The sequence below is a fragment of the Streptococcus sp. FSL E2-3488 genome, from assembly GCF_038003585.1.
GTDB lineage: Bacteria > Bacillota > Bacilli > Lactobacillales > Streptococcaceae > Streptococcus > Streptococcus thermophilus.
On sequence record NZ_JBBOPL010000001.1, the window covers coordinates 222490 to 241411 of the forward strand.

Sequence of the window (18922 nt, forward strand, 5' to 3'; positions counted from 1 at the left end):
TCTTATTGTGTAAGAAAAAGTGACATTATCTGTTGACATGTAGTAACATTCAGAATATAATTGTTAGGAAAGGAGAATTATCATGGCAAGAGAAAAAGAACTAAGACGTTCTTTGGCTGTTTTTCCGATTGGCACAGTTATGAAGTTAACGGATTTAACTGCTCGTCAAATTCGTTACTATGAAGATCAGGGGTTGATTCAACCTGAACGTACAGCTGGGAATCGTCGTATGTACTCATTAAATGATATGGATCGTTTATTGGAAATCAAAGATTTTTTGAATGACGGTTACAATATTGCAGCAATTAAGCATGAGTATGAGAAACGTAAAATTCGTGTACAACAAAAACAAGTAGCTTTAACTGATGCGGATGTTCGACGTATCTTGCATGATGAACTCCTTCAGCAAGGTCGTTTTACGACTCCATCGCAACAATTTGGTAACTTGCGTATTTAATTACGCTTTGAACTTTTATTTTTGGTTTTTATAAAGGAGACCCCTATTATGGCAATCACAGCAGCTGATATTCGTCGCGAAGTCAAAGAGAAGAATGTTACTTTTTTGCGTTTAATGTTCTCTGATATCCTTGGTATTATGAAGAATGTTGAAATTCCTGCGACAGATGAACAGTTGGATAAGGTACTTTCAAATAAAGTTATGTTTGATGGTTCATCAATTGAAGGTTTTGTTCGTATCAATGAATCTGATATGTATCTTTACCCAGATCTTGATACTTGGACAGTCTTCCCTTGGGGCGATGAAAATGGGTCAGTCGCTGGTCTTATTTGTGATATCTATACTTCGGCAGGTGAACCATTTGCAGGAGACCCACGTGGTAACTTGAAAAAAGCATTGCGTCATATGGAAGAAGTTGGTTATAAATCATTTAATCTTGGACCAGAGCCAGAATTTTTCCTTTTAAAATTAGATGAACAAGGTAATCCTACGCTTGAAGTTAACGATAAAGGTGGTTATTTTGACCTTGCACCAACTGACCTTGCCGACAATACACGTCGTGAAATTGTTAATGTGTTGACAGAAATGGGATTTGAAGTTGAAGCATCTCACCATGAGGTTGGGGTTGGACAACACGAAATCGATTTTAAATATACTGAAGTTTTAAAAGCTTGTGATAATATCCAAATTTTCAAATTGGTTGTTAAGACAATCGCTCGTAAACACGGTCTATACGCTACATTTATGGCGAAACCTAAATATGGTATTGCCGGTAGTGGTATGCACTGTAACATGTCTCTTTTCACTGAAGAAGGAAATGCTTTCTTTGATCCAGAGGATCCACATGGTATGCAATTGTCTCAAGACGCATACTACTTCCTTGGTGGTTTGATGAAACATGCATATAACTATACTGCAATTATTAACCCAACAGTGAACTCTTACAAACGTTTGGTTCCTGGTTATGAAGCTCCTGTATATATTGCATGGGCGGGTAGCAACCGTTCACCATTAATCCGCGTTCCTGCTTCTCGTGGTATGGGTACACGCTTGGAATTGCGTTCAGTTGACCCAATGGCAAACCCATATTTGGCAATGGCCGTTCTTTTGGAAGCCGGACTTGATGGTATCATTAATAAGATTGAAGCTCCAGCTCCAATTGAAACAAACATCTACTCAATGTCTCCAGAAGAACGTAAAGAGGCTGGTATCATTGATTTGCCCTCAACACTACGTAATGCTCTTAAAGCATTGGAAACGGATGAAGTGGTTCGTCAAGCATTGGGTAATCATATCTATACAAACTTCCTTGATGCGAAACGTTTGGAGTGGGCAAGCTATGCTACTTTCGTTTCACAATGGGAAATTGATAACTACTTAGATCTGTATTAATAAAATAATTTGAAGATCAGGGTTACCTGGTTTTCTTTTTTTTCTCTCTTAATTACATTAAAATATTAAGATGTTAAACTAATTTCATATCAATCTTAATCAGGAGGGAATATAAAAACAACAAAAATACTGCCTTAGCAATAGTCCCAAGTACATTATTGCTTGGTCTTACAGTCGCTCAAATAACTGATGCTGATTATTATACTGTTCAAAATGGGAGACTTATTCTTCTCAATTGCTAGCCAATATAGCGTAGCTACATATCAATTAGCTGCTGAAAATGGCATGACTATCTGGTCAAGACTCGTTCTTGGTGGAACTTCGGATGTTTCAGGAACTGCCACAGCAGATGAAGATATATCTGAAATTTTTTATTCAGAGGTAACAGTTACTGATACAGATATAGATTCCATGTGGAATTGTTATCTAGTTGGTCAATGTACATGGGGTGTTAAAGAAATTACTCTATGGGGAAGTAACTGGTGGTGTAATGGTGGCGATTGGGCAGGAAGCGCTGCTAGCCAAGGCTATGCTGTTGGTTCGATATCTGCTGCTCGTTCGATTGTATGTTGGACTGATGATGGTGGATATTAGATACGTTGGTTTTGTTACACAAGTTGGTTAGATTCAAATCTTGGAGTCGAACTATAACAATTTGCAACACATTGATAACTATCGTGGTTAGTTTAATCCATAAAATTCAACAACACCAGAGGTGGTATCTTACATTTATTCAGGTGCATAAAAGGAGAAGCAGCGTTTATAGAACTTTTTACTTACTGAAGATTTGTAGCATACTAAAAAATGGTAGCTGTCAGGCTACCATTTTTTAGTTATCAGGTGTGAGAATCATGGGAATGATAATTGGCTCACGTTCTGTTTTTTCGTATAGGAATGGTCGTAATGCATTGACGATAGCTCCGTTAACGGATTGAATGCTGGCGTCTTTATTTTTAAGAGCAATACGAATAGCGTTGAATAGAATGCGTTGGCTATCACGAATAAGATCACCAGATTCACGCATATAGATAAATCCACGACTGAGAATATCTGGACCAGCTAGAATCATCTTAGAATTGAAGTCAACAGTTGCGACAGCAAGGACGACACCATCTCCAGAGAGATCACGACGGTCACGAAGAACGGCCGCCCCAATATCACCGATACCATTACCATCGACATAGATGTCTTGAGCATTGAAATGACCTGCACGACGAGCAGAATCTTTTGTTAGGGCTAAGACATCACCATTTTCCATGATAAAGATATTCTCTTTCGGAACACCACAATCAACAGCGAGATCTGCGTGGACCTTTTGCATGCGGTATTCACCATGAACAGGCATGAAGAATTTTGGTTTTATCAAGCGAAGCATTAGTTTTTGCTCTTGTTGACCACCGTGACCAGAGGTATGGATATTGTTGATTTTACCGTGAATAACATCTACACCCGCTTCTTGAATGGTATTAATCAAACGGTTAACGCTGGTTGTATTTCCTGGGATAGGGCTAGATGAGAAGATAACGGTGTCACCAGGTTGTAGTGTTACTTGTCGGTGCATACCATTGGCAATACGTGCAAGGGCCGCCATAGGCTCCCCTTGAGAACCGGTACACAAGATAAGAATCTCACTGGCATGATAGTTTTTCATTTCACTAGGATCAATAATAGTTCCTTTTGGAACTTTGATATAGCCTAGTTCAACACCATTAACAATGGCTTTCTCCATAGAACGTCCAAAGACAACAATCTTACGACCGGTTTTTACAGCAGCCTCAGCAGCTTGTTGAAGACGGAAAATATTAGAGGCAAATGAGGCGAAGATAATACGTCCGTGAATGCCTTCAATTATTTTCATGATGGATTGTCCAACGACCTTCTCGGAATTAGTGAAAGTTGGGACTTCAGCATTGGTTGAGTCTGAGAGGAGGCAAAGAACGCCTTCTTCACCGAGTGCAGCCATACGATGAAGGTCTGCTGGCTCACCTACTGGAGTGAGGTCGAACTTAAAGTCACCGGTACAAACAATTTTACCTTGTGGTGTATGGATGACAATTCCGAGAGGTTCTGGAATTGAGTGAGTTGTGCGGAAGAAGGTTACGCTCATATTTTTGAAAGTAAGCTCTGTATCAGCGTTAATTTCATAGAGTTGTGCATCACGTAGTAGTCCGTGTTCTTCCAATTTTCCTTTGATAAGAGCAAGAGCAAGTGGTCCTGCATAGATTGGGATATTTGCCTGTTTAAGAAGGAAGGGGATACCACCAATATGGTCTTCGTGACCGTGAGTAACGACAAGAGCCTTAACACGGTCAACGTTTTCAACGATGTAAGAATAGTCCGGGATGACATAATCGATACCGAGAAGATCATCTTCAGGGAATTTAATACCCGCATCGACGATGATGATTTCATCCTGGTATTCAATACCATAGGTATTTTTACCGATTTCTCCCAAACCACCAATCGCATAAACCCCAACTTCTTCAGGTTTTAGATTGATTTTTGATGCCATGGTCTTAGAACTCCGTTACTTCAAAAACGCCTGTTTCTTTTTCGTATTCAAGGGCTTTTTCTGAGAGGAGCTCAATGAATTCGATGTTGTAGGCAGTGTTTTTTTCGATGATTTGACGAGCTTGGATACGTCCCTCAAGTTCAGTTTCTGCATCGATATCTAGATAGAGTGATTTTGTCTGTTCACGGCGTGGGCTACGCTCTTTAGTTTCTTGGTAAAAAACTTTATAAATCATGATTTTCCTTTCTTTCCAAAAGGCTCTACCATTCTATAAAAAAACCGGTCAAGTCAATCTTTTCTCTGATTTACTTGACGTTTTGATATTCACTTTTATGAGTAATAGGTAGTAAGCCTTGATTCGTATAACAATTACTATTATTGTACCATAAGATAAGGGGTAGATAAAGAAAATGGCGGAAAAAGTTGGGAAATGTTCATTTTTGGGAAACAACTACTTGTGTTATAATAGAGAAGCATAAAAAGAAACAAGGAAAAAAGATGAAAATATTAGCATTTGATACTTCCAGCACTGCTTTATCAGTAGCCTTGTTGGAAGATGAGAATTTAGTGGCAGAGGCAACAGTGACAGTGAAAAAGAATCATAGTATTAGTCTAATGCCCACTATTGATTTTTTGGTTGCTCAGGTGAGCTGGCAACCAGCTGATTTAGACCGTGTTGTTGTTGCTCAAGGACCCGGCTCCTACACAGGGCTTCGTGTGGCTGTCGCAACAGCTAAGACTTTAGCATATGCCCTTAACATTGATTTAGTGGGAGTTTCAAGTTTGCAGGCCTTGATGGATCACTCAGCTGATGGTGTTGTAATTCCTATCATGGATGCCCGTCGTAATAATGTTTACGTCGGATTTTATGAAAATGGCCAAGCTATCATCCCGGATCGTCATGCTGCCTTTACAGATGTTCTTGAGCAAGCTAAAACTTTTGAAAAGGTAACTTTTGTAGGTGAAGTGGCTAATTTTGTGGATCAGATTAAGGAAAGTCTTCCAGAGGCAACTATCTTGCCAAGTCTTCCGTCAGCCCTGTTAATTGGTCGTTTAGGCTTATCCTTGCCTCCTGTTAATGTGGATGCCTTTGTCCCTCATTACTTGAAGCGAGTTGAGGCGGAGGAAAACTGGCTTAAGACACATGAGGAGACTAATCGTGACAACTACATCAAGCGCGTCTAGATTGAGTAGTCAGGAACAGGCTCAGCTCATTTACCAGATTTTGTCGGATGTTTATGACAAATCTCCATGGACACTTGAGCAGGTGGTAGCAGACTTGGCTTTGGACACTACTGAATATTTCTATGTTTATAATCAAGAAGAAGTTGTTGGTTTTTTAGCTCTTCAAAATTTAGTTGGTGAGATTGAAGTTACCAATATTGCGGTTCTAAAAGCTTATCAGGGATGTGGGTATGCCAGTCAGTTGATGAAGTATTTAGAGGAGCGTAGTGAACCCATCTTTCTTGAAGTTAGAGCGTCAAATCAAGTCGCTCAGGCGCTATACAGAAAATTTGGATTTGAAAGTCTAGGAATTCGGAAAAATTATTATCATGAGCCTCAGGAGGATGCAGTTATCATGAGGCGAGAGGAAATCTAATGGCAGATAGATATATTTTGGCGGTGGAGAGCTCGTGTGACGAGACTTCAGTTGCTGTTTTAAAAAATGAGAAAGATCTTTTAAGTAATATTATTGCTAGTCAGGTAGAAAGCCATAAACGATTTGGTGGCGTTGTTCCTGAGGTGGCTAGCCGTCACCATGTGGAAGTAGTGACTCTTTGTATTAAGGATGCTCTATCTGAGGCGGGAATTGTTGCTGAACAATTGGATGCTGTAGCTGTAACCTATGGTCCAGGATTGGTTGGAGCCCTCTTGGTTGGGATGGCAGCAGCTAAGGCCTTTGCATGGGCGCACGGTTTGCCTTTGATTCCGGTCAATCATATGGCAGGGCATCTGATGGCGGCGCGTGAGGTTCAAGAGTTGGAGTACCCCCTCCTAGCGCTTTTGGTATCTGGAGGCCACACAGAGTTGGTTTATGTGTCAGAACCAGGGAATTACAAGATTGTTGGTGAGACACGTGACGATGCGGTTGGTGAAGCCTATGATAAGGTGGGACGTGTGATGGGCTTGACCTACCCAGCAGGACGAGAGATTGATGAATTGGCTCATAAGGGGAAAGATGTTTATGATTTCCCACGTGCCATGATTAAGGAAGACCACTTGGAGTTTTCATTTTCAGGCTTGAAGTCAGCCTTCATCAATTTGCACCATAATGCTGAGCAGAAAGGGGAAGTTTTAGTCACAGAAGACCTTTGTGCTTCCTTCCAAGCTGCTGTTTTGGATATTCTCCTAGCTAAGACCAAGAAAGCCTTAGAGCGTTACCCTGTCAAGACACTTGTTGTTGCTGGGGGCGTCGCAGCTAATCAGGGCTTACGTGAACGCCTAGCTGAAGAAATCACAGATGTAGATGTGGTTATTCCGCCTTTGCGTCTTTGTGGTGATAATGCTGGTATGATTGCTTTAGCAGCAGCTATTGAATGTGATAAAAAACATTTTGCTGACTTGGATTTAAATGCTAAACCAAGTCTAGCCTTTGCAGGATTTGAAGAATAAGAAGAACCTCTTACTCGTCTGGTAAGAGGTTCATTTAGAAAGGAATTGAGTGTGTCTGACTTTCGTTCGGGTATGAAAGCCGCAGTACCGACAGCTCTAGGATATGTGGCTATTGGTCTAGCATTTGGTGTCGTAGCGGCAGCTTCTGGTCTATCGGCTCTTGAGGTTGCTCTCATGTGTGCATTTGTCTATGGTGGCTCGGCTCAGTTTGCTATGTGTGCTTTAGTCGTTTCAGGAGCTGGCCTTGGTGAGTTAACCTTGACTGTTTTCTTAGTTAATTTGCGTAACATGTTGATGAGTTTACATGCAACAACGATTTTTACCAAAACAAGTCTCTGGAATCAGCTGGGAATTGGTAGTTTGATTACGGATGAAAGTTATGGTGTCTTATTAGGAGAATATGTACATCATAAAGATATTCCCTCTAACTGGATGCATGGTAATAATATTTTCAGTTATTTGGTTTGGATTGTGTCGTCAGTTGTTGGTTGTTTAATTGGCTCAATGATTCCAAATCCTGAGCTTTTTGGTTTGGATTTTGCCTTGATTGCCATGTTTATTGGTTTGTTAAGTAGTCAGTTTGATGCCTTGCTATGTGAAGGAGTGCGTAAACTGTTTCTGATTCTGTTATCTATTGCTGTGGCATATCTGAGCTTTAGCATCATTTTATCAGAATCTTTGGCTGTTCTAGTGGCTACTTTGATTGGATGTAGTGTGGGGGTAGTAATGTGTGATGGCCGTCAATAGCTTCATTCTTATCGCTATTTTACTAGGGTTTGTGGTCAGCTGGGTTCCTCGTGTCCTCCCTTTTATCTTAGTGAAATATAAGGGATTACCAGATATTGTTGTTCAATTTTTGCACTACCTACCAGTTTCTATTCTCTTTGCACTGATTCTCTCAAGCCTTATGATTGAGAAAATCGGTCACTTGCCACAGCTTAAGTGGATGGAAATCCTGGCTTCGGTGCCAACGGTAATTGTAGCATTTAAGAGTAAAAATCTGCTCTATGCAGTAACAGTCGGTATAGTGTCTATGGCCCTGATTCGTTTAGTATTTTAGTAAATGAAAAGACTTGAAAAGTGGCTCATTCAGAGCGACTCCAAGTCTTTTTTCCTAGTTGTTGTTAAAAAAGGCTGCAATATCGTCTTCGCTGAGACCTATCATTGGGTCGATAGTTGCCCAATTTTCTTCAGTTAAACGATAGTTTTCTTCTGTTTGCACAGGTTTGTTAACAGACTTATCCACAGGATGTGAATAAGTGTTAATAAGAGTTTGGGATGGATTGATATTTTCCGAGAAGTCTTTGTTTTCAAGGGTTTCTGAGGGTCTATTGTTTTCCGTTTTTGTTTGATTGAAGGCGTCTGTTCCCTCGTTTTTAACATTCTTTTCGACAGACTTATCAACAGCTTGTGTATAAGTTTGTTCAAAACGTTGGATGAGGTAGGTATTACGTTTGGCCCCCTCGTTGTGAACGGCATAATCGAAGGCTGCGATTTCCCCCAACATGACCAGTTTACTCTTGGCGCGTGTGATAGCGGTGTAGATGAGGTTACGTTGAAGCATACGCCCACTTTGGCGTGTGATGGGAAGGATAACGACTGGGAATTCACTCCCTTGGGATTTGTGTATAGACATGGCATAGGCCAGAGTAATCTTATTCCATTCGTTACGAGGATAGATAACCTCATTGCCATCGAAGGACATGTAAATTTCATCTTGCTTACTTTCAGTATATTTACCAGGTATGAGATCAGTAATGATTCCGATATCGCCATTGAAGACATTGAGTTCTGTATCGTTGACCAGGTGGAGAATCTTGTCATTCTTACGGAAGAAAATATCATTAAAGGCAAATTGATTGGCTTTTTCTTTGGGATTAAGTAGATCCTGCATAATGGTATTGAGATTGTTGATACCAGCCTGTCCCCGGTACATGGGGGCCAGAATCTGTACATCCTGAGCAGCGATCCCACTTTTAATAGCAGCAGAGACAATTTTAGGGACCATCTGTGGAATATGGTTAGCATTAGCCTCAAAGTATGATCGGTCAGCTTTTTTCTCTGTGAAATCAGTGGGTAGTTGGCCTTGGCGTATCTGGCTAGCTAAGGTAACAATAGTGGAATCCTCAGATTGTCTGAAAATTTTGGTTAGGGAAACCTTAGGCAAGTCATCAATCTGCAAAAGGTCAGCTAAGACTTGGCCAGGGCCTACAGAAGGTAGCTGATCTTGGTCACCTACAATGATTACTTGAGTAGTATCGGAAATGCTTTCGAAGAGTTGATTGGCCAACCAAGTATCAACCATAGAGAACTCATCGATGATAATCAAATCGCAATCAAGATAGTCATCTAAGGTCTTGAAATCGTCCTCGCCATTAAGCCCCAAATGTCTATGGATAGTGGCACTAGGAAGCTTGGTCAGTTCGTTCATCCGACGAGCAGCCCGTCCCGTTGGCGCTGCTAAAATAATGGGTAAATCAGACTTTTTGAGGTCTAAACCATGAAGGTCAGCATAGGTTTTAATAATTCCGTTAATAACAGTGGTTTTTCCTGTTCCGGGACCACCTGTCAGGATGAAGACCTTGCTTTGTAGGGCTTTAATAATGGCATCTTTTTGAACCTTGTCATAGGTGATACCAAGCTCATCTTCCACCCTTTCAAGACTTGCTTGGATTTTGTCCTCAGCACTGATGTCAGGCTGGTCTTTCGTGATACGAGTTAGGTGGGTATAGATGCCCTGTTCTGCAAAATATAGGGTATTATCAAAAATTTTAGTCTCTATATTTTGCACCTTATCCTCTTGGATGAGGTTGGTCAATTGGTGAGCAACCAAGGCAGGGTCAAGTTCAATCTGGCGAGAACTTTCCAAAAGAATGATAGTCCGTTCAAGCAAGGACTTGGCTTCGATGTAGGTGTCCCCTTCTTCCATACTAGCTTCTAGCAGACAGTGAATTAGGGCGGCTCGTAAACGCTCAGGAGCATCGCTAGCAATCCCTAGGCGTTCGGCTAGTTGATCGGCCATTTTAAATCCAATTCCCTGGACTTCCTCTACCAAGAGATAAGGATATTTTTCGATAAGGTTAAGTGATTCTTCCTTATATTGGTTGAAAATTTGTGCGGCAGCCTTTGGTGTGAGTCCATAGCTGGAAAGTTTTGACAAGATTTGTTCAGTACCATAGTTGATTTTTAATTTTGCAAGGAAGGCTTCTCGGTTTACCTTGGACAGATTAGGAATCTGCTCTAATTTACTAGGGTCTTCGAGAATCTTGTCAATAGGGTCTTCGCCATAAATCTCGACAATACGCTCGGCCGTTTTCTTACCGATTCCTTTGAAATTATCACTGGAGAAATATTTGATAAGGCCACTGGCAGAGGGTTTTGAACGCTCGTAGCGAGTCATTTGGAGTTGTTTGCCATATTTGGGGTGATTGGTTAGCTGACCCCAGAAGGTATAGTCTTCCCCCTCCATGACTTCCCCCATAGTTCCAGTAACAATGATTTCATAGTCTTCAAAATCACTGTCAGTTTCATCAATTTCTAAGAGTAGGATACGAAAAAAATTACTGGCATTTTCAAAAATGATGCGCTCGATAGTTCCTGAAAAATAAAATTCTTGCATGTGTTTTTTCCTAGATACATAATAAGGCTGGGTCTCCCCAACCTTATCTTATTTAGTGTTCTTAGTTGTCCTCAACTGTGCCAATTTTATCAAGTGGCCAGAAGCGGAATTTGACTTCCCCGACAAGAGCACTCTTGTCAAAGTAACCAACTTCGCGGCTATCTTTTGAAACGATACGGTTATCTCCGAGTAAGAAATATTTGCCTTCAGGAACAGTGACAGAAAAAGTAGTGTTTTTGTCAGCATTGACAGTGAAGGCCTTTGATTCCTTAGCCAGTTGTTGGAAGTAGTCGCTGTAGGCGTACTCTTTTTGGAGTTTATCCTTAGCAAAGGCAGCGTGGAATTCTTTGAGGTATTCTTCCTTAACTTCTTTACCATTGATAGTAAGTTTATCGTTTTGATAGGTAATGGTATCACCTGGCATACCGATGATACGTTTTACGATTTGTTTAGTCTTACCATTTTCAACTTCCTTGGCAACGACAATGTCAAAACGCTCAATGGACGTGTGTTTTAAAACGATCACACGTTGTCCATCTGCTAGGGTAGGATCCATTGAGTGTCCTTCAACCTGAACAGGGAGCCAGAGGAAGAGACGGGTCAAGAGGAAGAGACTGATAAAGAGAATGAAGAGTCCCCATTCATGAAGAAAAGTGAGGAAATATCGGGTCCATTTGTTTTGCATAGTTAAGGCCTTTCAGGTTTATTTTAAGCGTTGGTAGGCTTTTTTAGTATTGGCAAAATGATATTTAGCAGTAGTCTGGAGAGCCTGGTCTCCATAAGCTTGAAGGAGTTTAGCAGCGACCTGGTCTGACTTGGCACCAGCACCTGAAGGAAGGGTGTAACCCACCTCTTGGCTGAGTTTATCCAGATTTTCCAGGAAGAGGTTTCGAGCAATGATAGAGCTCACCGCGACGGCCAAGTATTTACCTTCAGCCTTTTCTTCTAGAGTGATGGGGAATTCAAAGTGATTGCGTTCGTTCTTGAGGTATTTTTGATAATTCTTCTCACTGATAAAAGCATCAATGACAATCTTATCTGGTTTAGCACCAGATTGTAATAGTAGGAAAATAGCCTGATTGTGGAGGGCTACTTTGACGGATACAGCATTGTGAGCTTTACCGTCTCCAACTACCTCATTGTACTTTCTAGGAGAAAGTAGGAGTGCTTTGTGGGGAATTTTCTCCTCCAAGAGAGGTGCAATCTGACGAATCTTGCTATCATTTAGATTTTTAGAATCGTCGACTCCTAGAGATTTCAAAAAAGCATGGTCAGCGGGAGTAACTAGGCTAGCTACAACAGCCAAACCACCAAAATAGGAGCCGTTTCCGACTTCGTCTGATCCAATTAGGGCTAGGTTTTGCCCATCAGGTGACTGCTTAGGCTCAGCTTGGTAACCAAAACGGCTAGCTAGGATTTCTGGTTTAGCACCCTGGAAGGTCACCTTGCCTGAAGTATAGGCGATGACACTTGTTCCATCGACCTTGGCTGAAAAAAAAGCGTATGGATTTTTAGTCGCAGTTGCATAGCTTGCTAGATCCTTCTGGAGTACTGAAATCTGCTCTGCTGTCATTTTTAATACGATTGTGCCCATGGAATCTATTTTAGCACAAAAAAGGAAAATTGGTAGATATTTTACAGGTTAGGAATCCTTGAAAAATGATTTTTCTGGAGAAGAACAAAGTCTAAAATTTACGAAATTTAAAATTTAGGATATAATGATTAGAAAGAGAATGCCAAATTCTGCTCTTTTTTTCGATGATTGGAGGAGTCAGTTGGTATTTATGTGTCGAACACGCCCTGGAGAAGGTGTTAAAATCTGACTAAAAAGGGTGCTAAAAACAAAAATAAGGAGAAGCTGCGGTGGAGACTCCATGTCCACCATTGATTAGGCAGTTAATAAGCAAATGGCAAACAAAAACCGTTACAAATTTCATTTTGGAGAAAAAAATCTCACGCTAACAACTGATAAGGATAACTTATTCATGGAAGAGGTGGAGCGTGTTGCTTATGAAAAATATAAAATTATTAAAAAGCAGATGAAAAATGCTGATAATGAAACGATTGCTATCCTAATGGCCATCAACTCTTTGTCGACTCAGTTGGAACGTGAAATTCAAGTTGAAGATATGGAAAAAGAGTTGGAAATTTTGAGAGCTAAGCAACTCGAACAACTTAAAGTCAAGGCGACAGCTCAAAGTGATGACGATGAGGAAGACGCATGATTGGACTCCTTGTCTTAGCCCTCATGGCTTGGAATTTCTATATTGGCTACCGAAGAGGTCTCTTTATGCAAGCCTATTACGTGGTTTCAGTCATTATCGCCATGTGCGTCGCGGCCTATTTTTATAAGTCTCTAGGAGAGGCTATCAATCTTTGGGTACCTTATACTAATCCAACTAAAGATGCCAGTGTAGCTTTTTTTACAGACCAGAATATCTTCTCACTTGACCGTGTCTATTATGCGGGCGTCGCCTACTTCGCCATTTATTGTGTGGCCTATTATGGTTTGCGTTTTCTTGGGATTTTCTTCCATTTTGTGAGAATTGAGCGCCTTGATCAGACACGGTTCAAAGTGATAGGCGGTGTTTTGGCTTCCTTGGTAAGTCTGGTACCTTTGACGATGTTGGGGAATATCCTTGCGACCGTTCCCATAAACAATATTCAAACGGTCTTGTCATCTAGCTGGGTTTTGCGTCTTTTAATTAATTGGAATTTTCCAGTTAGCCAGATTATCCAACACTTGTGGACAAGTGTGATATAGAAAACAGACGTCTTCCTTGCTTAAGGGAGACTTTTTTGTGTTTGGATTTGAGATATATGAAAAAGACTGGACATAGTGTCTCAGTCTCTCTTAATTAGTTTTAACCCAAGGTTGCGATGGTACATCCGGAACCACCAGCACTTTGTGGGGCATATTCAAAATTTTTAACATGGCGATGACGGCGGAGATATTTGGTTACAGCATCTCGGATGACACCGGTACCAATACCGTGAATGATTTCCACCTGACTCATGTTGTTAAGTAGAGCTTGGTCAATAAAGGCATCGAGCTCTTGCATGGCTTCTTCGTAACGTTTCCCACGAAGGTCTAGACGGGCACGAGGCCCATCAGAAGATGTCTTCTTGGCTTTTTTAACCACATTAATTTGTTTTTTCTTGGGTTGTTGTGCTTCTGCTTGGGCACGAACCAGAGTGAATTCGTCTGCCTTTAGGCTCATCTTGATGAGACCCACTTGAGCTTCCCAGTTACCATTTTTGGCTTGACTGGTGAGCGTACCACGTTGCCCATAGGCAGTAACGATGATATCATCACCGACACGAGGGGCACGCGCAGCCTTTTCTTTCTTGGCTTTACGAAGAACCTTGTTCTTAGAAAGGTCGACTTGTGCGGCAAGTTTCTTAAGTTTCCCTTTGGCGTCGATAACTTCATGAGGCTTGAGTTGACTCTTATCATGGAGATTTTTGAGAATACTATCGCTTTCAGCTAAAGCTGTATCCACCATCTCTTGAATTTCTTTTTGAGCCTTTTCGAGTTCCTTGTCGTACTCATGGGAGAATTCATTATAGAGTTTCTTGACCGCACGGTTGAATTTAAGGTTCTCTTGCTCAACGTCCTTGATGTGCTCCAGACGTTTTTGTGTTTCTACAGTTTGGGCTTCAAGTTGCTCGATGATACGGTTGACATCACTATCCGTATCAGTGAGGTTTTCTGCTTCCTTGACAATAATCTCATTCAGACCGAGGCGGCGAGCAATCTCAAAGGCGTTAGAGCGACCAGGAACCCCTTGCATAAAGCGATAGGTAGGTCTTAGAGTTGCTGTGTCAAACTCCATGCTAGCATTTTCCACATGTTGTGTCTCAATCCCATAGGCCTTAAGCTCAGGATAGTGAGTAGTAGCCATGGTCTTAATCTGGCTCAAACGGAGGTGCTCTAGGATTGCCATGGCTAGACTAGCCCCTTCCTGAGGGTCGGTACCAGCCCCAAGCTCATCGACCAAGACCAAGCTATTGCTGTCGGCAGTGTTCAAAATCTCGACAATGTGCGTCATGTGACTAGAGAAAGTTGACAAGCTCTGTTCGATAGACTGTTCGTCTCCGATATCCGCAAAAATCTCTTGGAAAATGGCTACACGACTGCCCTTATCAGCCAAAATTGGCAGACCAGATTGAGCCATTAGTTGAGCTAGTCCTAGAGTTTTAAGCATGACCGTTTTACCACCAGTATTGGGACCTGTAATGACAATGACCGTGAGATCCTCATCAAAGCGCAAATCGTTGGCTACTGGATTGATTAAAAGAGGGTGACGAACGTTAAGCAGTTGGAGTGTTTGGTTGTCACTAATCTCTGGAATAATTGCCTTTTTATCATGGAGATAGAGGTATTTTCCTCTAATGAAGTCCATATGGCCCAAAATCCAAGCATTGTTAGCGATGGCAGCAGTATGTGGACGGAGTTGATCAGACAGTTCATGTAGGATACGTGCCATCTCATGGCGCTCGTCTGCACGTAATTGTGTAATTTTTTCGTTAAGCTGGATAACGGCTCGTGGCTCGATATACACTGTGTTCCCAGAGCTTGAGATGTCATGAACAACCCCCGCAATACGGTTACGGTAGGTATTTTTGACAGGAAGCACTGAACGACCATTACGACTAGCAATTAAGTTCTCGGCTAACATGTGCCCAGATTTCTTGAGAATGTCTTGCAAGGTCTGGCGAATGGCATCATCACAAGCCTTAAGTTGACGACGGATATTTTGCAACTCAGGACTAGCAAAATGCTCAATAAAACCACCATCATTAATACTTTGAAGACTACCTTGTAGACTTGGAAAGGCCTCAATCTTTTCAAAAAGACGTTTAAGAGCGATGAGTTCAACATTTTCAAGGTCAGCGTAGAAGCGGCTAAGGTCAGCTGAAGCTTGCAAGACCTTCTTGATAGCAATGAGCTCCTGGATGTTGAGGTCAGCATCCAGTTCCAAGCGACGCAAGGGCTCAGAAATATCTCTTAAGCTACCAATGGCAAAGCCATGATGCTCTACGAAAATCTCAGACATTTCTTGGATTTCTGTAAATTGGTTTTGAATTCTTTCTGGATTGGTCATAGGCACCAAGTCACGTAACTCCGCCTGAGCCTGTTCGGTCTGCAGGTATTCTGTGAACTGGTCTTTGACCTTGTTAAATTCTAATTGGTCTAAAATCTTTGTGTTCATAGCTCCTATTATAGCATATTTTACTATAGGACGTGGAGCTGGGAAATACCTGTAACAATACTGTTGACTGATTCGTTCTAAAATTTGTCGATGGACAATTTTCCTTATGGCTTATTATTTATGAATGTTTATTTTACAAAACAGTCTTCTCAAAATAAGAGATTTTCAATCAAAACCAATGCACCCATCTATGCTATAATAAACCTATGACTAATCAAAAAAAATTACTATTAATCGACGGTTCGTCCGTTGCCTTTCGTGCTTTTTTCGCACTCTATAATCAAATTGACCGTTTTCGTAACAATAACGGCCTTCATACCAATGCCATCTACGGCTTTCACCTTATGTTGGACAACCTACTTGAGCGTATTCAGCCGACCCATGTCTTAGTAGCTTTTGATGCGGGAAAAACAACTTTTCGTACAGAGATGTTTGCGGACTATAAGGCTGGTCGTGCCAAGACTCCAGAGGAATTCCGTGAACAGCTCCCTTATATCCGTGAGATGTTGGCTGCACGTGGCATTGCCTATTATGACTTGGCTCAGTACGAAGCAGATGACATTATCGGTACCTTAGCTAAGATGGCTGAAAATACTAGTGAGGCCTTTCAAATTACTGTTGTTTCTGGGGATAAAGACTTGATTCAGCTGACTGATGAAAATACAGTCGTTGAGATTTCGAAGAAAGGCGTAGCTGAGTTTGAGGCCTTCACTCCTGACTATCTCATGGAGAAAATGGGGATTACTCCAGCTCAATTCGTCGATCTTAAGGCCCTCATGGGTGACAAGTCCGACAATATTCCAGGGGTTACTAAGATAGGTGAAAAGACTGGTCTCAAGCTCCTCTTGGAACACGGTTCCCTTGAAGGCATCTATGACCACATTGATGAGATGAAAAAGTCCAAAATGAAGGAAAATCTCATCAACGACAAGGAACAAGCCTTCCTTTCTAAGACCTTGGCGACCATTGATACACAGTCACCTATTGAAATTGGCCTAGATGATACGGCCTTTAAGGGACCTAACCTTGAAAAATTGCTAGCCTTTTATGACGAGATGGGCTTTGTTCATTTCAAAAATGCTCTTCGCAGAGAGGCTGTCCCACAGGATTTTGATGTGGCCTATGTAGAGCCTAGCCAAGTGACAGCGGATCACTTTAGCTCTGAAGATTTCTTCTATTTTGAAATCCTCGGTGATAATTATCACACAGAACCTATCATCGGTTTTGCTTGGGGAAATGAAAAGCAGATTTATGCGTCTACAGATACTGACCTACTCAAATCAGAAGCATTCCAAGCAGCTCTTTCTAAGGCTGTTAATATCTACGATTTCAAGCGCAGTAAGGTCCTTTTGAGCCATCTAGGTATTGACTTGCCGACAGCTAATTTTGATGCCCGTTTGGCCAAGTATTTGCTCTCAACTGTTGAGGACAATGAATTGTCAACCATTGCTCGTCTCTACACAGATTTACCACTGGAAACAGATGAGGTGGTCTATGGTAAGGGAGCTAAGCGTGCCATTCCTGAAAAAGAGGTCTTGCTCAGCCACCTGGCTAAAAAAGTCAAGGTCCTTCAGGTTGCCAAACCGGTCATGCTAGAAAAGTTAGCTGAACATGGCCAATCAGAGCTTCTCTTTGACATGGAATTACCATTGGCAAATGTGTTAGCCAAGATGGAAATGGCTGGTATTAAGGTCGATGGACAAACCCTTAACGAGATGGCAGTGGAAAACCAAGCAGTCATCGACAAATTGACCCAAGACATCTACGAAATGGCGGGCGAAGAATTCAATATTAACTCGCCTAAACAGTTGGGTGTTATCCTCTTTGAAAAAATGGGTCTACCTTTGGAATACACTAAGAAAACCAAGACAGGTTATTCAACGGCAGTGGATGTCCTTGAACGTTTGGCACCAATTGCTCCAATAGTAGCTAAGATTTTAGAGTACCGCCAAATCACTAAGCTTCAGTCTACCTATGTCTTGGGGCTTCAGGATTATATCCTTGAGGATGGTAAGATCCATACCCGTTACATGCAAGATTTGACCCAGACAGGTCGACTTTCATCTGTGGATCCTAACTTGCAAAATATCCCCGTTCGCTTGGAGCAGGGTCGTCTCATCCGTAAGGCCTTTGTCCCATCGACTAAGGACGCAGTGCTACTAAGCTCGGATTACTCACAAATTGAGTTGCGCGTGCTTGCCCACATTTCGGGAGATGAGCATTTGATTGCAGCCTTTAAGGAGGGGGCGGATATCCATACCTCTACAGCCATGCGTGTCTTTGGTATTGAAAAGCCAGAGGATGTCACACCTAACGACCGTCGTAACGCTAAGGCTGTTAACTTCGGTATCGTTTATGGTATTTCTGACTTTGGTCTTTCTAACAACCTTGGTATTAGCCGTAAGAAGGCCAAGGAGTATATTGACACCTATTTTGAGCGTTATCCTGGTATTAAGGCTTATATGGATAATGTGGTTCGTGAAGCCAAGGATAAAGGATATGTATCAACCCTCTTCCACCGCCGTCGTGAGTTACCAGATATCAATTCTCGTAACTTTAATGTCCGTAACTTCGCAGAGCGAACAGCCATAAACTCTCCTATCCAAGGAAGTGCTGCTGATATCCTCAAGATTGCTATGATTAACTTAGACAAGGCTCTGGTAGAAGGTGGCTATAAAACCAAGATGCTCCTCCAAGTACACGATGAAATCATCCTTGAGGTGCCAAGAGACGAACTTTTAGCTATGAAAGCTTTGGTTAAAGAAACCATGGAAGCTGCAGTAGAACTCGCTGTCCCCCTCATCGCAGATGAAAATGAGGGCTGTACATGGTATGAGGCAAAGTAAAGCATGAAAGAAAATCTCCCATTTACCTATTTTCTCCTGCGTTATATGCTGGGGTTTCTAGCCGTTGTCCTGGGTATCGTAGCAGTATTGGTGATTATCACCTACTTTATGACCAAGTAGAAATAGACAGATAAAAGCTGGACTGAGGTCCGGCTTTTTTGGTAGAACTACTTGTAATTATAAAGGATTATTGCTTAATCTATAGATAATTTAATTAATCTTCTAATTTAATCTAGTTTAGAATTGCTAAAACATAGCATTTAGTCC

At 41.6% G+C, this 18922-nt stretch carries 16 protein-coding genes and 1 pseudogene; 11 read left to right on the top strand and 6 right to left on the bottom strand.

Annotated elements, in window-relative coordinates; genetic code table 11:
• Positions 1-82 precede the first annotated feature (82 nt).
• The 3 genes and pseudogenes from MHH90_RS01335 to MHH90_RS01345 all read left to right on the top strand — a co-directional run bounded on the left by MHH90_RS01335 (position 83) and on the right by MHH90_RS01345 (position 2534).
• A complete protein-coding gene (locus MHH90_RS01335; RefSeq protein ID WP_011681642.1) occupies positions 83-457 on the top strand; it encodes a MerR family transcriptional regulator in 375 nt (124 codons plus the stop codon).
• A gap of 48 nt (positions 458-505) precedes the next feature.
• The gene (gene glnA, locus MHH90_RS01340) at positions 506-1849 is read left to right on the top strand and encodes a type I glutamate--ammonia ligase (protein WP_011681641.1); all 1344 of its coding nucleotides are present in this window, start codon (positions 506-508) and stop codon (positions 1847-1849) included.
• A gap of 98 nt (positions 1850-1947) precedes the next feature.
• Positions 1948-2534 (top strand): annotated as a pseudogene (locus MHH90_RS01345) (CHAP domain-containing protein).
• Between the two features lie 144 nt (positions 2535-2678).
• Here the strand turns inward: MHH90_RS01345 and rnjA are convergent.
• Both rnjA and MHH90_RS01355 read right to left on the bottom strand, forming a co-directional pair.
• Positions 2679-4361, bottom strand: coding sequence for a ribonuclease J1 (rnjA, locus tag MHH90_RS01350; protein WP_011681640.1), 1683 nt, complete (start codon positions 4359-4361; stop codon positions 2679-2681).
• Positions 4362-4365: 4 nt separating this feature from the next.
• On the bottom strand, positions 4366-4596 hold the full coding sequence (locus tag MHH90_RS01355) for a DNA-dependent RNA polymerase subunit epsilon (RefSeq protein ID WP_002947111.1): 231 nt from the start codon (positions 4594-4596) through the stop codon (positions 4366-4368).
• 263 nt (positions 4597-4859) lie between these two features.
• Between MHH90_RS01355 and tsaB the strand changes: the two genes are divergently transcribed.
• From tsaB to MHH90_RS01380, 5 genes are read left to right on the top strand one after another with little or no spacing between them, the layout of a single operon-like run.
• Positions 4860-5546, top strand: coding sequence for a tRNA (adenosine(37)-N6)-threonylcarbamoyltransferase complex dimerization subunit type 1 TsaB (gene tsaB / locus MHH90_RS01360; protein ID WP_011681639.1), 687 nt, complete (start codon positions 4860-4862; stop codon positions 5544-5546).
• Between the two features lies 1 nt (position 5547).
• Positions 5548-5961: a ribosomal protein S18-alanine N-acetyltransferase gene (gene rimI, locus MHH90_RS01365; RefSeq protein ID WP_290367019.1), complete on the top strand. Its 414-nt coding sequence runs from the start codon at positions 5548-5550 to the stop codon at positions 5959-5961.
• Positions 5961-6974 carry a tRNA (adenosine(37)-N6)-threonylcarbamoyltransferase complex transferase subunit TsaD gene (gene tsaD / locus MHH90_RS01370; protein WP_011681638.1) on the top strand — a complete coding sequence of 338 codons (1014 nt, stop codon included), beginning with the start codon at positions 5961-5963 and terminating at the stop codon, positions 6972-6974. Before rimI ends, tsaD begins: the two co-directional genes overlap by 1 nt.
• Before the next feature lie 51 nt (positions 6975-7025).
• Positions 7026-7721 (top strand): AzlC family ABC transporter permease, encoded by a 696-nt coding sequence (locus MHH90_RS01375; protein ID WP_011681637.1) that lies wholly within the window; start codon positions 7026-7028, stop codon positions 7719-7721.
• On the top strand, positions 7708-8034 hold the full coding sequence (locus MHH90_RS01380; RefSeq protein ID WP_011681636.1) for an AzlD domain-containing protein: 327 nt from the start codon (positions 7708-7710) through the stop codon (positions 8032-8034). Before MHH90_RS01375 ends, MHH90_RS01380 begins: the two co-directional genes overlap by 14 nt.
• Positions 8035-8088: 54 nt before the next feature.
• On the opposite strand, the gene recD2 is transcribed toward MHH90_RS01380, so the two are convergent.
• The 3 genes from recD2 to rnhC all read right to left on the bottom strand — a co-directional run bounded on the left by recD2 (position 8089) and on the right by rnhC (position 12187).
• Entirely contained in the window at positions 8089-10593 is a 2505-nt protein-coding gene (gene recD2 / locus MHH90_RS01385; RefSeq protein ID WP_011681635.1) for an SF1B family DNA helicase RecD2, read from the bottom strand.
• Between the two features lie 61 nt (positions 10594-10654).
• Complete coding sequence (gene lepB / locus MHH90_RS01390; protein ID WP_002947854.1) at positions 10655-11278, bottom strand: signal peptidase I; 624 nt, start codon at positions 11276-11278, stop codon at positions 10655-10657.
• 18 nt (positions 11279-11296) lie between these two features.
• Positions 11297-12187: a ribonuclease HIII gene (gene rnhC, locus MHH90_RS01395; RefSeq protein WP_011681634.1), complete on the bottom strand. Its 891-nt coding sequence runs from the start codon at positions 12185-12187 to the stop codon at positions 11297-11299.
• Positions 12188-12500: 313 nt separating this feature from the next.
• Between rnhC and MHH90_RS01400 the strand changes: the two genes are divergently transcribed.
• Positions 12501-12818, top strand: a complete 318-nt coding sequence (locus MHH90_RS01400; RefSeq protein ID WP_002947863.1) for a hypothetical protein — start codon at positions 12501-12503, stop codon at positions 12816-12818.
• Entirely contained in the window at positions 12815-13357 is a 543-nt protein-coding gene (locus tag MHH90_RS01405) for a CvpA family protein (RefSeq protein WP_002947866.1), read from the top strand. Before MHH90_RS01400 ends, MHH90_RS01405 begins: the two co-directional genes overlap by 4 nt.
• Before the next feature lie 100 nt (positions 13358-13457).
• Here MHH90_RS01405 and MHH90_RS01410 read toward each other — a convergent pair whose 3' ends face one another.
• Complete coding sequence (locus MHH90_RS01410; protein WP_014621960.1) at positions 13458-15809, bottom strand: endonuclease MutS2; 2352 nt, start codon at positions 15807-15809, stop codon at positions 13458-13460.
• A gap of 206 nt (positions 15810-16015) precedes the next feature.
• On the opposite strand from MHH90_RS01410, the gene polA reads away from it, so the two are divergent.
• Entirely contained in the window at positions 16016-18655 is a 2640-nt protein-coding gene (gene polA, locus MHH90_RS01415) for a DNA polymerase I (RefSeq protein ID WP_082309136.1), read from the top strand.
• Positions 18656-18922 lie beyond the last annotated feature (267 nt).

Coding starts and splice junctions, on each gene's coding strand:
- MHH90_RS01335 (WP_011681642.1), top strand. CDS start 83: ATGGCAAGAGAAAAAGAACTAAGACGTTCTTTGGCTGTTTTTCCGATT.
- recD2 (WP_011681635.1), bottom strand. CDS start 10,593: ATGCAAGAATTTTATTTTTCAGGAACTATCGAGCGCATCATTTTTGAA.
- MHH90_RS01400 (WP_002947863.1), top strand. CDS start 12,501: ATGGCAAACAAAAACCGTTACAAATTTCATTTTGGAGAAAAAAATCTC.
- polA (WP_082309136.1), top strand. CDS start 16,016: ATGACTAATCAAAAAAAATTACTATTAATCGACGGTTCGTCCGTTGCC.
- tsaB (WP_011681639.1), top strand. CDS start 4,860: ATGAAAATATTAGCATTTGATACTTCCAGCACTGCTTTATCAGTAGCC.
- rnhC (WP_011681634.1), bottom strand. CDS start 12,187: ATGGGCACAATCGTATTAAAAATGACAGCAGAGCAGATTTCAGTACTC.
- lepB (WP_002947854.1), bottom strand. CDS start 11,278: ATGCAAAACAAATGGACCCGATATTTCCTCACTTTTCTTCATGAATGG.
- MHH90_RS01405 (WP_002947866.1), top strand. CDS start 12,815: ATGATTGGACTCCTTGTCTTAGCCCTCATGGCTTGGAATTTCTATATT.
- tsaD (WP_011681638.1), top strand. CDS start 5,961: ATGGCAGATAGATATATTTTGGCGGTGGAGAGCTCGTGTGACGAGACT.
- glnA (WP_011681641.1), top strand. CDS start 506: ATGGCAATCACAGCAGCTGATATTCGTCGCGAAGTCAAAGAGAAGAAT.
- MHH90_RS01355 (WP_002947111.1), bottom strand. CDS start 4,596: ATGATTTATAAAGTTTTTTACCAAGAAACTAAAGAGCGTAGCCCACGC.
- MHH90_RS01380 (WP_011681636.1), top strand. CDS start 7,708: ATGGCCGTCAATAGCTTCATTCTTATCGCTATTTTACTAGGGTTTGTG.
- MHH90_RS01410 (WP_014621960.1), bottom strand. CDS start 15,809: ATGAACACAAAGATTTTAGACCAATTAGAATTTAACAAGGTCAAAGAC.
- rnjA (WP_011681640.1), bottom strand. CDS start 4,361: ATGGCATCAAAAATCAATCTAAAACCTGAAGAAGTTGGGGTTTATGCG.